Below are 14,134 nucleotides of genomic sequence, written 5' to 3' on the forward strand. Positions count from 1 at the left end.
GGTGGTGAGGGCCAGGGCGGGGGTGGAGGCGGCGCGGGGCCAGACCTCGGCGAGGATCTCGACGCCGCGGCGGACGAGCTCGGGCCGCGGCGTGATCGCCAGCCGCAGATGGCGCTCGTAGGCGCCGTCCACGCCGAAACGCGGACCCGCGGTGACGAGCAGGCCGTGGGGCCTGGCCGCGAGGGTGAGCTGGGAGCTGACCGGCGCGGGCAGGCCGACCCAGGCGGAGAGGCCGCCGTCGATGCGCGGCGGCAGCTCCCAGTCGGGGAGGTGCTCGCGCATCGCGTGGTAGAGCGCGGCGCGGCCGGCGGCGAGCTGTGCGGCGCGCTCCTCGAGGATCTCGGGGAGGTGCTGGAACAGGATCGTGGTGACCAGCTGCTCCCAGATCGGGGTGCCGAGGTCGGTCGCCGAGCGTCCGCTGGCGATCTGGGTCAGCAGCACCGGGTCGGCCCGGATCCAGCCGACCCGCAGCCCGCCCCACAGCATCTTGCTCGCCGAGCCGATGTGGACGACACGGGCCTGGTGCTCCCCGGCCATCGCGGCCAGCGGCGGGAACTTCTGGCGACGGTCGATGTCGAGCTCGGCGGTGGTGTCGTCGGCCACCACGAGGGTGTCGACCTTCGCCGCGGCGTGCAGCAGGCGGAGCCGGTCCTCGGTCGACATCGAGCGAGACGTCGGGTTGTGGAAGTCGGGCATGACGTACGCCATCACCGGGGTGGTGCGGGCGATGGCGGCTGCCATCGCCGGCATGTCCCAGCCGGCGTCGGTGGTGACCGGGCTGGTGATGATCCTGGCGCCGGCGAGGCTGAGAGCGTCGTAGGCGTTGGGATAGGACGGGCTCTCGGCGTAGGCCCGGTCACCGCGGCTGATCACGGTGCGGGCGAGCAGCGCGATCGCGCTCTGGCCGCCGGTGGTCACCATGATCTGGTCGGGGTCGGTCGGCAGGCCGCGAGCGGTGTAGCGCGCCGCGATCTCCGCCCGGAGCTCCTCGATGCCCCACAGCGTGTAGCCGGGGCCGCTCATGTGGTCGGCCAGCCGCCGGGTCGCCTCGACCGCGGCCTCGGGCAGCCGCCGGGTGGCCGGCAAGGTGGCCCTGACCAGGTCGATCTCCCCGCCCTCGATGAACGAGTCGGGTGCGGTCGGTGGGAGCTTCGTCGTCGTACCCGACCCCTGCACGCTCAGGGCATAGCCGTGCTCCCGCAGCCGGCGGTAGGCGGCGGTGATGGTGGTGCGGCTGAGCATGAGCCGCTCGGAGAGCTCGCGCTCCGAGGGGAGACGGACGTCGGCGGAGAGCCGTCCGTCGATCAGCAGCAGCTGGATCCGTTCGGCGAGGTTCTCGTACGCCGGGCCTTCTCCCTGCCACTGACCGAGCAGGCCAGCGAGCGCAGTGGCACCGATTCTTCCGCGAGGCATGAGTCCACCTTACGCCAATTGGCTTCTTTACCTTCGATTGGACCCGTGATTGGCTTTGGAATCGTGAAGGATCTCTCTGTGAAGTCGCTCGCCTGGTTGATAACTGGACTCTTCCTGTACGGCATCGCACTCGCTCTGCTTCTGCGTGCCTCGCTCGGCGTCGGGCCCTGGAACGTGCTGACCTCGGGTCTGGTCGAGGTCACCGGCATCTCGTTCGGCCTGATGACCAACCTGATCGGTCTCGGCGTGCTGCTGGTGTGGATACCGCTGCGCCAGCGGCCCGGGATCGGGACGGTGCTCAACGTGCTCATGGTCGGCACCTCGGCCGACATCGGCTTGTGGCTCATCCCGCCCGTCTCCGGCCCGCTCGCGCAGGTCGCGGTCTTCGTGGGTGGGCTGTCGCTGCTCGCCGCGGCCACCGGGATCTACATCGCGCCGGGCCTCGGTCCTGGTCCCCGCGACGGCCTGATGACCGGCCTCCACCAGCGGACCGGCGCCCCGGTCTGGCTCTGCCGTGCGGGCGTCGAGATCACCGTGCTGGCGGTGGGCTGGCTCCTCGGTGGACTCGTCGGGATCGGCACCGTCGCCGAGGCCCTTCTCATCGGTCCGATGGTGCACCGCGCCCTGCCGTTCTTCCGGACGTTGTACGCCGGGAGGGCCGCCTCCGAAGTCGTCGCAGCCGAAACACGCGCGGGCGCATGATTTAACCCACACAAATTCCTGGGGCGCCCCCGACAGGATTCGAACCTGTGACCGTCGGATTAGAAGGCCGATGCTCTATCCAGCTGAGCTACGGAGGCGTGGCCCGCGCGAGCACCCCGCCGGAAGGGGGTTTGCGCAGGCCGCGCCCGATCTTACCGGTGCCCGTATCCCTTGTGTGCATCGGAAACCGAAACGCTGACCGGAGTGTTACCAAGGTGTGGGGGGTATTTGGGCGCACTGTCCCCACACTGTCGACGTGCGTGTCCGCTTGGCGGACTACGAGGGTTCGAGACTGGACCGGATCATCGGTAAGGTCCCCGGTCATGACTATGGAGTCCATGTGCACCTCGTGCGGTGCAGCCGTCACCGGTATGCGCTTCTGCACAGGTTGTGGGACCCCCGTCAGAAGCGCTCATCAGCCGCCGTCGCAAGGTGCACCGGAGCCGGTCGCACCGCCGCGACTGCCGCAGCGGGGTGCCGATCCTGAGCAGGGTGGTCTGTCGTTGCCGAGGCGCGGTCAGGGAGCCTCGATGCCCGCGCCCGAGGCCGACACGGAGCCGGCCCCGTTGCCGCTCGAGCAGGTACGACGTACGCCGGGGGCCTCGATGGCACCCCAGCTGAGCATGACCGCGCCCAGCGGTGAGCAGCCCGCCTTCGGTGGCGGTATGGCTCCGCCGCCGGCAGGTTCGGAGGGTGGTGGCCTGTTCGGGCTCGCGGCGCGTACGCCGAAGTTCGAGCCCGAGCTCGCCTCTCAGTCGCAGTCGCTCTTCCTGCCCAAGCGCAGGAAACTCGCCGAACAGGCAGAGCAGGCCGAGCAGGCCGACCAGCCTGGGCAGGCCGATCGCGCCCCCGAGGAGCAGCCCGCACCCGAGCCCGTTCCGACAGAGCGGCCTGAGCCCGTGCAGCCCGCCTTCGAGGCGCCCGCACCGGAGCCGGAGATGCCGCAGCGGCAGCAGCCGCGGCAGCCCGAGCAGCAGCTGCCCGAGAGCCCGGAGCCGGAGCCGATGGCCATGCCTCCGCTGCCTGCTCGCCCGGTCGGCGCCCACAACCAGAGCGGTGAGCACCCGGCGTACGTCGAGCCCGCCCCGCACCTGGACGGCCCGCAGGTGGGTGGTCCGGACCCTGACGCGACCCACGAGGCGATGCCGCCGGTCGAGCCCCGCCAGCCCGAGCCGGTCCGCCCGGGGGAGACCGTTCGACAGGCTCAGGACAACACCCAGGTCGCGATGAGCCCGCGGTTCGACGCCGCGGAGGACGCGTCCGGGGGCACCCGCCCGCGCGACGAGTTCGAGCAGTTCGCGCCACCGCAGCAGCAGTTCGACGCTCCGGCGCCCGAGGCTCGCTACGACGCTCAGCCCGACCACGGCCAGCCCGACCAGGGCGAGCAGACGGCGGTGTACGGCGATCCCGCTTACGCCCCGCTCGCGCCTCAGCTGGAGCCGGACCAGGCCCAGTGGTCCCAGCCGTACGACCAGCCGTACGACCAGGGGCCCGACCAGGCCTACGAACAGCCCTTCGGCCAGCCGCAGGACGGGTCTCAGGACCAGTTCGGCCAGCCGTACGCCGACCCCTACGGCCAGAACCTCTACGCCGACGCCACCCTCGTGGGTCAGCCGCCGGTCGGCCCCGGGCCGAACGCCCCTGCGCCGCCGCCGATGGCTCCGCAGGGCTACGACCCCTACGGGAACGGCTTCGACGCCCGCTACGAGCCGCAGCGCGGCCAGGGCCAGGGCAAGGGCCCCGGTGGTCTCGACCGGAAGCGCTGGGTCCTGATCGCCCTGGTCGTGGCCGTCGTGGTCGCGGTCATCGCCTTCGTCATCGGCCTGGTCAACAGCAACGGCGACGCCAATGCCGACACCGGCACCACCCAGGGCGCCACCACGACCGGGGGCGGCGCGGCCGCCGAGGCCAAGAAGATCGACGAGCTCATCAAGACCTCGGCGAAGGACAAGGAAGCCATCGGTGCCGCCCAAGCCGACCTCGAGGCGTGCGAGAACATCGAGGAGGCGATCCAGACCTTCCAGGACGCCGCCGCGTCTCGCAAGGAGCTGGCGACGAAGGTCGCCAAGATCGACACCGCCGTCCTCCCGGGCTCCCGCAAGCTCGTGAAGAACCTCGAGTCCGCATGGCTGACCTCGCAGAACGCCGACCTGGCCTTCGCCGCCTGGGGCGAGAAGCGCAAGCTCAACGCCGAGGGTGAGTGCGTCGGTGGCAAGCGCAAGCTGGAGAAGGCGACCACGCTCAGCCTGGCCAGCCACGACCCGAAGAAGGCGGCCGCCAAGGCATGGGGGCCGATCGCGGAGGAGTACGGCCTCGAGTCGGTCGAGTGGACGAAGCTCTGAGTTGATCTGAGCTGATCCGCTCAGCGTGAGCGGAGGTACGCCGCCATCGCCCGTTTGATGGCGGCGGCCGTCCTTTCCTGGAACCGATCGGACTTCAGCAGGCGTGCATCCTCGGGGTTGCGCATGTTGCCGGTCTCGAGCAGCACCTGCGGGACCGTGGTGAGGTTGAGGCCGGCCAGGTCGTCGCGCTCCACGAACCCGCCCTCGCCCAGGTAGGAGGCCAGCGGCATGCCGGTCCTCCGCATCTCGGTACGCAGCAGCTCGGCGTAGCGTCGCGACGGCTGGACGATCTCGTCGTTGGTGCCGGAGGGCACCGGGATCAGCAGCGAGAAGCCGCGCTCGGACGGCGCCGCGCCGTCGGCGTGGATGTCGATCGCGACGTCGGCCTTCGCGTCGTTGATGATCTGGGCCCGTTTGTCGATGCACGGCCCGACCCCGTCGTTGCTGTCGCGGGTCATGACCACGGTCGCGCCCGACTCGCGCAGATCGGCGGCGAGCTTCGTGGCCACCGCCCAGGTGAAGTCGGTCTCCGGGAAGCCGTCGGCCGTGGCCGTGCCGGTGGTGTTGCACGGGCTTCGCGAGCGCCCGTTCCACACCGGCTTGTTGATCACCTCGGGTGCGCCGGCGTTGCCGCCGTTGTGGCCCGGGTCGATCCCGACCACGGTGTCCTCGAAGACGTCGCCCGAGGCCGGCGCCGCGGAGGCCGACGCCGAGGCGCTCGGCGTCTCGGACGCGGCGGGCTGCTGGCGTGGCGTACTGCTGGGGCCGCAGGCCGTCAGGGCTGCGGCCAGGGCGACGCAGCCGGCCACGGCGGCCGCTGACCGAGGTAACTCGGTGAGCAGTCGCTGCCCTCGTGGAGCTCCACGAAGACAGCGCCACCCGACTGAGTTACCTCGGTCAGCATTCACGTCACAGATACTGGCCCATCCACGCCTCGACGTCGTCGGCCGTGCGGGGCAGACCCTTGGACAGGTTCACGGCACCGTCCTTGGTGACGACGATGTCGTCCTCGATGCGGATGCCGATGCCGCGCAGCTCCTCGGGGACGAGCTTGTCCTCCTTCTGGAAGTAGAGGCCCGGCTCGACGGTGAGGACCATGCCCTCCTGCAGCGGGCCCTCGACGTAGGCCTCCTTCGACGCGGAGGCGCAGTCGTGCACGTCGAGGCCGAGCATGTGGGAGACGCCGTGGAGGGTCCAACGGGAGTAGGTCTTGTTGTCCTCCGAGAGAGCCTCGTCGACGGAGACGGGGAGCAGCCCCAGGTCGTCGAGACCGTGCGCGAGGATCTCCATCGCGGCGAAGTGGCCGGCCCGGAAGGTGACGCCGGGGCGGATCGCCTCGATGCCGGCCTGCTGGGCGTTGTAGACGAGCTCGTAGAGGTTGCGCTGCAGCGGCGTGAACTTCCCGGAGATGGGGAGCGTGCGGGTGATGTCGGCGGTGTAGAGGTTGTGGCCCTCCACACCCATGTCGAGCAGCACGAGCTCGCCGGGGACGATCGGACCGCTGTTGTCGATCCAGTGCAACGTGGTGGCGTGCGAGCCGCCGCCGACGATCGAGTCGTAGCCGAGGTCGTTGCCCTCGGCGCGTGCACGCCGGAAGAAGGTGCCCTCGATCCAGCGCTCGCCGTGCACGAGCACCTGGTCCCACTCGCGCACCGCGTCGGTGAAGCCGCGCACGGTGATGTCGCAGGCCTCCTGCAGCTCCCCGAGCTCCCATTCGTCCTTGATCAGGCGCAGCTCGGAGAGCGCCTTGGCGAACTCGTCGTCGCGGCCGCCCTCGGTCGGGGCGACCAGCTTGTCGACGTCGGCCGAGACGCCGCGGAGCACCCGGGTCGGGGTGTTGCCGGCGAGCGCGGAGGCGAGCTGGTCGACGTGGCGTACCTCGATGCCGAGCGAGTCGGAGAGCTCACGGGCGGAGGGGCGGGCACCGGCCCAGAGCGCGCCGTACTGACGGTCGCGGAAGAACTCGTCGGTGTCGCGGCCGCTGCGCGGGCGGGCGTACAGGACCGAGGAGCCGTCGGGCTCGATCACGACGACGGCGTCGGAGGTCTGGTTGCCGGTCAGGTGGACGTGCGCGGTGTCGGCACGGAAGCGGTAGTCGGTGTCGTTGGCGCGGACCTTGTAGGTGCCGGCCGGGACCACCAGGCGCTCGCCCGGGAAGATGCCCGCGAGCCGCTCCCGGCGCGCAGCCGCCCACGGGGTGATCGGATGCTCGGGGACCTCGACCTCGCGGTCGTCCCAGCCCTCCCTCATGAAGTTGGACCAAGCCTCGGGAACCGTCTGGTCGTGGCTCTCGGTGTGGTCGTCTGCAGGGGTGGGGGCGCCGTTGTCCGTCATATGGGAATCGTACGCCGCGCCGTGACGACAACGCTCGTGAGTTCCCAGGCCACCGGGGTTGCGAGGGTGTCTCGATCGGTGTCTGGTGGCACGGGCGGCCCGGTCGCCCGATAGTCTGGCGCGCATGGGGGCGATCCCGAAGGATCCGACAAGAAGCAGCCGCACGTTCACCATCGTGGTGGGCGTGCTTGTCGTGCTGACCTCTTTACCTGTTCTCGGCGTCGTCCTGCTGAGCACGAGTGTGGTCGACAACCAGCTGGCTCCGACCGGCGCGATCCTCGGGGTGCTCTTCGCGGCCATCCCGGTGGTGCCGCTGGTCTACGCCTTCCTCTGGCTCGACCGCTACGAGCCCGAGCCGAAGTCGCTGCTGGCCCTCGGCCTGGGGTGGGGCGCCTTCATCGCGGTGGCGGCAGCGCTGATCGTGCAGAGCGTGGGGGCGCTGCTCGCCGGGTGGAGCGAGCCGACCCAGCTGGCGATCGTCGCGCCGGTCACCGAGGAGGCGGCCAAGGGGCTGTTCCTCTTCGTGCTGCTGTTCTGGCGGCGCCATCTCCTCGACGGTGTGCTCGACGGCATCGTCTACGCCGGGATGGTCGGCATCGGCTTCGCGTTCACCGAGAACATCCTCTATCTCGGCGGCACCTACAACGGCACGCCCGGCATGGGCGACAGCTCGACCGGACACATCGGTGAGTTCACCGTCGTCTTCGTGATGCGCTGCCTGTTCAGCCCGTTCGCACACCCGCTCTTCACCGCCTTCACCGGCATCGGCATCGGTGTCGCGGTGGTGACCCGCAAGCGCTGGCTCAAGGTGGTCGCGCCGCTGCTGGGCTACGCGGTGGCGGTGCTGACCCACGGCACCTGGAACGGCTCGACGCTGCTCTTCGACGGGGCCGGCTTCCTGCTGGCGTACGTCGTGCTGATGGTGCCCGCGTTCGTCTCGATGGTGGTCTTCGCGATCTGGCGGCGGAAGTCCGAGCGGATCGTGCTGACCCGCTCGCTGACCGACGCGGCCCAGCGCGGGCTGATTCCCTACACCGACATCGGCTGGGTGGTCGATCTGCGGCGGCGGGATCAGGCCCGGAAGTTCGCGTCGACCCATGGAGGGGCTCAGGGGGTTGCGGCCATGCGTGAATACCAGCAGGCTGCGATCGAGCTCGGATACTTGCACTGGCGATTCCTGCGCGGCAACCCGCCGCCAGACTTCGCCGCCCGGGGGAGGGCATACGTTGACCGGATCAGTGAGGTACGTCCACACATCGCGTTCCCGAGCGGACAGGTGATGACGGGATGAGTGAGGAACAAGCGCAGGCTCCCGGTGGGGAGCCGCAGGCCTACGAGGCGTTGACGGCGGGGATGCTCGCCGAGAAGCCGATGACCGAGTTCGAGGCCGCCAGGGCCGAGATCCTGGCGTCCGGCGGCGAGAGCAACCGGATGGTGACCGCGCTGGTGAAGCTCCACCAGGCGCTGACCGAGGTCACCCTGCCGCTGGACCTGCCCGGCGCCGAGGAGCAGCGGGCCGCGCGGCAGAACATGGTCGAGCAGCTCGAGAACTACGTCATCCCGCGGATGATGACCATCGACGCGCCGATGCTCGCGGTCGTCGGCGGCTCCACCGGCGCCGGCAAGTCGACGCTGGTCAACTCGCTGGTCGGCAGCAAGGTCACCACGCCCGGGCTGCTGCGGCCGACGACCCGTTCACCGGTGCTCGTGCACCACCCCGACGACGCCCGCTGGTTCGGGCAGGACCGGCTGCTGCCCGAGCTGGAGCGGGTCGATCACCCGACCAACGACCCCGGCGCGCTGCAGCTGGTCGCCAGCGACAAGCTGCACCCCGGGCTGGCGATCCTGGACGCTCCCGACGTCGACTCGGTCGAGGAGGCCAACCGGGTGCTCGCGGCCGAGCTGCTCGCCGCGGCCGACCTGTGGGTCTTCGTCACCTCGGCCGCGCGCTACGCCGACCAGGTGCCCTGGGAGTTCCTGCAGCTGGCCGCCAACCGCTCCACGGCGGTGGCCGTGGTGCTCGACCGCACGCCGACCGACGCGGTGCAGACCGTGGCCGGTCACCTGGCCCGGATGCTGGCCTCGCGCGGCCTCAAGGACTCCCCGCTCTTCATCGTCCACGAGGGCGAGGTCTCCGACGCCGGGCTGCTGCCCGCCGACCACGTCGCCGAGGTACGCGCCTGGCTCGACATGCTCGCCGACGACGCCACCGCGCGTCATCAGGTCGTCACCCAGACGCTCGACGGTGCGGTGCGGGCGCTGACCCTCGAGGTCCACCCGATCGCCGACACCGCCGACGGTCAGGGGGAGGCCGCGCAGCGGCTGCGTACGGACGCGGACATGGCCTACGACGACGCGCTCAAGTCGATCATGGCGGCGACCGCCGACGGCACGCTGCTGCGCGGCGAGGTGCTCGCGCGCTGGCAGGAGTTCGTCGGCACCGGCGAGATCCTCAAGGCGCTGGAGAGCCGGGTCGGAATGATCCGCGACCGGATCCTGGGCTCGATCAAGGGCAAGCCGCAGCAGGCCGAGCGGGTGACGGCGGCCGTGCAGGGCGGCCTGGAGATGCTGATCCTGGAGCAGTGCGAGGCGGCCGCCGAGAGGGCCGAGGCGGCCTGGCAGATGAGCCCGGCAGGACGCGGGCTGCTGGCCGCCGGCCCCGCCGATCTCGGCCGGGCCTCACGGGCGCTGCGGCCCAAGGCCGAGCGTGCGGTGCGCGACTGGCAGCAGGACGTGCTCGACATGGTGCGCAGCGAGGGCCAGGACAAGCGTACGACCGCGAAGTTCCTCTCCTACGGGGTCAACGGCCTCGGCGTCGCGCTGATGGTGGTCGTCTTCGCCTCGACCGGAGGAGCGCTCGTCGGTGCCGAGGTGGGCATCGCCGGCGGGACGCTCCTGCTCGGGCAGAAGCTGCTGGAGGCGGTCTTCGGCGACCAGGCCGTGCGCGGGCTGGCCGCCAAGGCGCGCAAGGCGCTGGAGGTACGCATCGTGGGGCTCGTCGACGAGGAGCGTGCGCGCTACACGGGACAGGTCGACGCGCTGCAGATCGACCAGGGTGCACCGGAGCGACTGCGGCACGCCGCGCGTAAGGTCGGCGACGCCCGGTTCGCCAGCCAGCGCGGCGAAGACTGAGACTTGTCAGGGACTGAAGGGGGATCATTGAGCGGCCTGCTCGAAGGTGCGAAGAACCTGGTCAGCCGGGGTGGAGACCTCGGTGATCGACTGGACGGACTGACCGCTGCGACCGTGGCTGCGACGGGTCGCCTCGACGACGGGCTCGTCGAGGAGGCGCGCGGCGTGGTCAACAAGGCCCAGGGGCGCCTCAAGCTCTCCGCCGACCACACGGTCGTCGGAGTCGCGGGGGCGACCGGGTCGGGCAAGTCCTCCACGTTCAACGCCCTGACCGGGCTGGAGCTCTCCGCCGTCGGCGTCCGCCGGCCGACCACGTCGTGGGCGACCGCGTGCGTGTGGGGCTCGGAGGGCGCCCAGGAGCTGCTCGAGTGGCTGGGCATCCCGGAGCGTCACCAGACCACCCGTGACTCGATGCTCGACACCCGCCGGGAGGGGCACGAGCTCGACGGCGTGGTGCTGCTCGATCTGCCCGACCACGACTCCACCGAGGTCTCCCACCATCTCGAGGTCGACCGGCTGGTCGAGCTCGCCGACATGCTGGTGTGGGTGCTCGACCCGCAGAAGTACGCCGATGCGGCCATCCACGACCGCTACCTGCAGCCGCTCCGGACCCACTCCGAGATCATGGTCGTGGTGCTCAACCACATCGACCGCGTTCCCGAGGACCGTCGGGAGGCGATGCTGGGTGACGTACGCCGGCTGCTGGACCAGGACGGGCTGCGCAACGTCCCGGTGATCCCGGTCTCGGCCAAGCTCGGCTGGGGGATCCCGCAGCTCAAGACCGAGATCGCCCAGCGGGCCGCGGCGAAGCGTGCCAACAAGTCCCGGCTCTCGGCCGACATCAAGACGGCCGCCGTCAAGCTCGCCAAGGCGTCCGGCGACGCCAAGCCGCGCTCGCTGGCCAAGCCGCGGGTCGAGGCGCTCGAGGACGCCATCGCCGAGGCGGCGGGGGTGCCGACGGTGGTGGACGCGGTCGAGCGGTCCGTACGCACCCGGGCCCGTGCGGCCACCGGCTGGCCGCTGGTCTCGTGGGTCTCCCGGCTCAAGCCGGACCCGCTGAAGCGGCTCCACCTCGCGCTCGGTGAGGAGGCGACCCAGCTGGCCGGGCGTGCCCGGACCTCGCTGCCGCAGACCACCGCAGTCGAGCGGGCGCGGGTCGACACCGAGGTGCGCCAGCTGGCCGACGAGGCCGGCGCCGGGCTCGCCTCGCCGTGGCGCGACGCGATCCGCCGGGCTTCGGTCTCGCGGATGGGCGACCTCGCCGACAGGCTCGATGCCTCCGTCGGCGGCGTCGACCTCAACGCCGAGCGGCTGCCGTTCTGGACCGGTCTGGTCAAGGCGCTCCAGTGGCTGCTGATCATCGTCGCCGGTGTCGGGTTGGTGTGGTCGGTGGCGCTGCTCCTGTCCGGAGCCGCCCAGGTGGGCGAGGTGACGCCGTCGGTCGCCGGGGTCGAGCTGCCCTACGTCATGTTCATCGGAGGCGTCGGGCTCGGGCTGCTGCTGTGGTTCGTGTGTCATCTGTTGGTGATCAGCACGGCTCGACGGCGGGCGCGGGTGGCCGATGCGCGGCTGCGTACGGCGGTCGCCGAGGTCTCTCGTGAGCTCGTCGTCGACCCGATCGAGACCGAGCTCGCGGCCTACTCCGCACTCCGGCACGGGGTGGCCAAGGCGCTGCGCTGACCTGGAGGTCGGGCGGGTAGGGTCGCCTGACCTCCTGTTCGGGCCGATCACTGTCCACAGGGACGGTTCGATCCGGGGTTGTCCACAGGCAGACGTACGCCGTCTGGAACTGTCGGTGGTCGAGCGCAGGGTTGTCTCCGAGGCCCGCATCAGGCGGGCGCGAAATCTGAGGAGACAACGATGAACGACTCGATCATCACCCTGCGCGGCTACGTCGGCGCTGACCCCGTCGTGCGGAGCGTCGGCGAGGTCTCGGTGGCGAACTTCCGGCTGGCGTGCACGCCGCGGAAGCTCAACCGGACGACCGGGGAGTGGAGCGACGGCGTGACCCAGTGGTTCACGGTGAGCGCCTGGCGCCAGCTGGGGGAGAACGTTGGACGTTCGCTGCGCAAGGGTGACCCGGTGGTCGTCCACGGGCGCCTGACGGCCCGCAGCTACGTCAACAAGGACGGTCTCGAGGTCAACACCTTCGAGGTCGAGGCGAACGTCGTCGGCCACGACCTCAATCGCGGCATGACCAGCCTCTCGCGCAACCCGCGCACGCTGGCCGCGGTCGCCGCTGCTGCCCCCGGACCCCGTGACGACGAGCCCGACCGCGACCCGATGGCCGACTGGCGCGTGCCCGGATCTGACCCGTGGGAGCAACAGCCGGTGACGCCCGACGACGGTGAGGCGGCCGCTGAGACGGAGACGTCCGTGGCGGCCTGAGGTGAGCCGGGCGCGAGCCGGGCCTGCGGTGGGGTGCGCCGGTTGTACCGGCGTGCCTCTCCCTCATTAGGGTGGGGCCCATGGCCGACTACATCCTCTCCCTGCGCAACGTGCGCAAGGCCCACGGCGACAAGGTCGTCCTCGACAACGTCACCCTCTCGTTCCTGCACGGTGCCAAGATCGGCGTCGTCGGCCCGAACGGCATGGGTAAGTCATCGCTGCTCAAGCTGATGGCAGGGCTCGATCAGCCCAACAACGGCGACATCGTCCGCGACCAGGACGCCACCGTCGGGATGCTCCAGCAGGAGCCGCCCCTGACCGAGGGCAAGACCGTCCTCGAGAACGTCGAGGAGGCGGTCGGCGAGATCAAGGCGAAGATGAAGCGCCTCGAGGACGCCTACATGGAGATGGGCGACCCCGACGCCGACCAGGACGCCCTGATGGCCGAGACGGGTGAGCTCCAGACCTATCTGGACAACATCAACGCCTGGGACATCGACTCCAAGCTGGAGCAGGCGATGGACGCGCTGCGCTGCCCTCCGGGCGACGCGATCGTCGACAACCTCTCCGGTGGTGAGCGCCGCCGGGTCGCGCTGTGCAAGCTGCTCCTGCAGGAGCCCGACCTGCTGCTCCTCGACGAGCCCACCAACCACCTCGACGCCGAGTCGGTGCAGTGGCTGGAGGGTCACCTGAAGAGCTACAAGGGTGCCGTCCTGGCGGTCACCCACGACCGCTACTTCCTCGACAACGTCGCCGAGTGGATCGCCGAGGTCGACCGCGGCTCGATCCACGGCTACGAGGGCAACTACTCCACTTACCTCGAGACCAAGAAGGAGCGTCTCAAGGTCGAGGGCCTCAAGGACGCCAAGCGCGCCAAGATGCTGGAGAAGGAGCTGGAGTGGGTCCGCTCCAACGCCAAGGCGCGCCAGACCAAGTCGAAGTCGCGTCTGGCTCGCTACGAGGAGCTCGCCGCCGAGGCCGACAAGGCTCGCAAGATCGACACCGCCGACATCAACATCCCGCCGGGCCCGCGTCTGGGCGACGTGGTGATGGAGGCCAAGGGCCTGACCAAGGGCTTCGAGGGTCGCACGCTGTGGAACGACATCTCGTTCTCGCTCCCGCGCGCGGGCATCGTCGGCATCGTCGGCCCCAACGGCGTCGGTAAGACCACCCTGTTCCGGATGATCACCGGCTCGGAGACCCCCGACGCCGGCGAGCTCAACGTCGGCCAGACGGTCAAGATCTCCTACGTCGACCAGAGTCGTGGCGGCATCGACCCCAACAAGAACGTCTGGGAGGTCGTCTCCGACGGCCTGGACTTCATCAAGGTCGCCAACTTCGAGATGAACTCGCGCGCCTACGTCGCATCCTTCGGCTTCAAGGGTCCCGACCAGCAGAAGAAGGCCGGCGTGCTCTCCGGTGGTGAGCGCAACCGCCTCAACCTCGCGCTGACCCTGAAGCAGGGCGGCAACATGCTGCTGCTCGACGAGCCCACCAACGACCTCGACGTCGAGACGCTCTCCTCGCTGGAGGACGCGCTGCTCGACTTCCCCGGTTGCGCCGTGGTCACCTCCCACGACCGCTGGTTCCTCGACCGCGTCGCCACCCACATCCTCGCCTGGGAAGGCACCGAGGAGAACGAGGGCGAGTGGTTCTGGTTCGAGGGCAACTTCGAGTCCTACGAGGCCAACAAGATCGAGCGCCTCGGGTCATGGTGTGGTGGGCACTCTCACCCGAGCGCGAACTGCCCTGAGCGAAAACGGATGTTGATGTTCTGTATCGACACGGTCGGGGTCGTGTAGATGCGCCCCTGTGCTCTGTAG

The 14,134-nt window shown here is 70.2% G+C and carries 10 protein-coding genes and 1 tRNA gene; 7 read left to right on the top strand and 4 right to left on the bottom strand.

Going from position 1 to position 14,134, the window contains the following annotated elements; genetic code table 11:
* On the bottom strand, positions 1–1,413 hold a 1,413-nt coding region (locus tag ACFVJS_RS18895; protein WP_378883384.1), incomplete at its 3' end, for a PLP-dependent aminotransferase family protein.
* Positions 1,414–1,491: 78 nt separating this feature from the next.
* Between ACFVJS_RS18895 and ACFVJS_RS18900 the strand changes: the two genes are divergently transcribed.
* A complete protein-coding gene (locus ACFVJS_RS18900) occupies positions 1,492–2,115 on the top strand; it encodes a YitT family protein (protein ID WP_378883387.1) in 624 nt (207 codons plus the stop codon).
* A gap of 24 nt (positions 2,116–2,139) precedes the next feature.
* Here the strand turns inward: ACFVJS_RS18900 and ACFVJS_RS18905 are convergent.
* Positions 2,140–2,213 (bottom strand) — tRNA-Arg (locus ACFVJS_RS18905).
* A gap of 432 nt (positions 2,214–2,645) precedes the next feature.
* Here ACFVJS_RS18905 and ACFVJS_RS18910 point away from each other — a divergent pair.
* Complete coding sequence (locus ACFVJS_RS18910; protein WP_378883390.1) at positions 2,646–4,457, top strand: hypothetical protein; 1,812 nt, start codon at positions 2,646–2,648, stop codon at positions 4,455–4,457.
* A 20-nt stretch (positions 4,458–4,477) separates the two neighbouring features.
* Here the strand turns inward: ACFVJS_RS18910 and ACFVJS_RS18915 are convergent, their stop codons facing one another.
* Complete coding sequence (locus tag ACFVJS_RS18915; protein ID WP_378883393.1) at positions 4,478–5,266, bottom strand: N-acetylmuramoyl-L-alanine amidase; 789 nt, start codon at positions 5,264–5,266, stop codon at positions 4,478–4,480.
* Positions 5,267–5,366: 100 nt separating this feature from the next.
* A complete protein-coding gene (locus tag ACFVJS_RS18920) occupies positions 5,367–6,791 on the bottom strand; it encodes an aminopeptidase P family protein (RefSeq protein ID WP_378883396.1) in 1,425 nt (474 codons plus the stop codon).
* Positions 6,792–6,915: 124 nt separating this feature from the next.
* Between ACFVJS_RS18920 and ACFVJS_RS18925 the strand changes: the two genes are divergently transcribed.
* The 5 genes from ACFVJS_RS18925 (at position 6,916) to ettA (ending at position 14,113) form a co-directional block, all read left to right on the top strand.
* Entirely contained in the window at positions 6,916–8,082 is a 1,167-nt protein-coding gene (locus tag ACFVJS_RS18925; RefSeq protein WP_378883398.1) for a PrsW family intramembrane metalloprotease, read from the top strand.
* Complete coding sequence (locus ACFVJS_RS18930) at positions 8,079–9,923, top strand: dynamin family protein (RefSeq protein WP_378883400.1); 1,845 nt, start codon at positions 8,079–8,081, stop codon at positions 9,921–9,923. The genes ACFVJS_RS18925 and ACFVJS_RS18930 overlap by 4 nt, the downstream gene beginning before the upstream one ends.
* A 27-nt stretch (positions 9,924–9,950) precedes the next feature.
* Positions 9,951–11,603 (top strand): GTP-binding protein, encoded by a 1,653-nt coding sequence (locus ACFVJS_RS18935; RefSeq protein ID WP_378883403.1) that lies wholly within the window; start codon positions 9,951–9,953, stop codon positions 11,601–11,603.
* Between the two features lie 180 nt (positions 11,604–11,783).
* Positions 11,784–12,311 (top strand): single-stranded DNA-binding protein, encoded by a 528-nt coding sequence (locus ACFVJS_RS18940; protein ID WP_378883406.1) that lies wholly within the window; start codon positions 11,784–11,786, stop codon positions 12,309–12,311.
* 80 nt (positions 12,312–12,391) lie between these two features.
* Positions 12,392–14,113 (top strand): energy-dependent translational throttle protein EttA, encoded by a 1,722-nt coding sequence (gene ettA / locus ACFVJS_RS18945; RefSeq protein WP_378883407.1) that lies wholly within the window; start codon positions 12,392–12,394, stop codon positions 14,111–14,113.
* The last annotated feature ends 21 nt before the right edge of the window (positions 14,114–14,134 follow it).

This window comes from Nocardioides sp. NPDC057772 (assembly GCF_042798075.1).
Taxonomy (GTDB): domain Bacteria; phylum Actinomycetota; class Actinomycetes; order Propionibacteriales; family Nocardioidaceae; genus Nocardioides.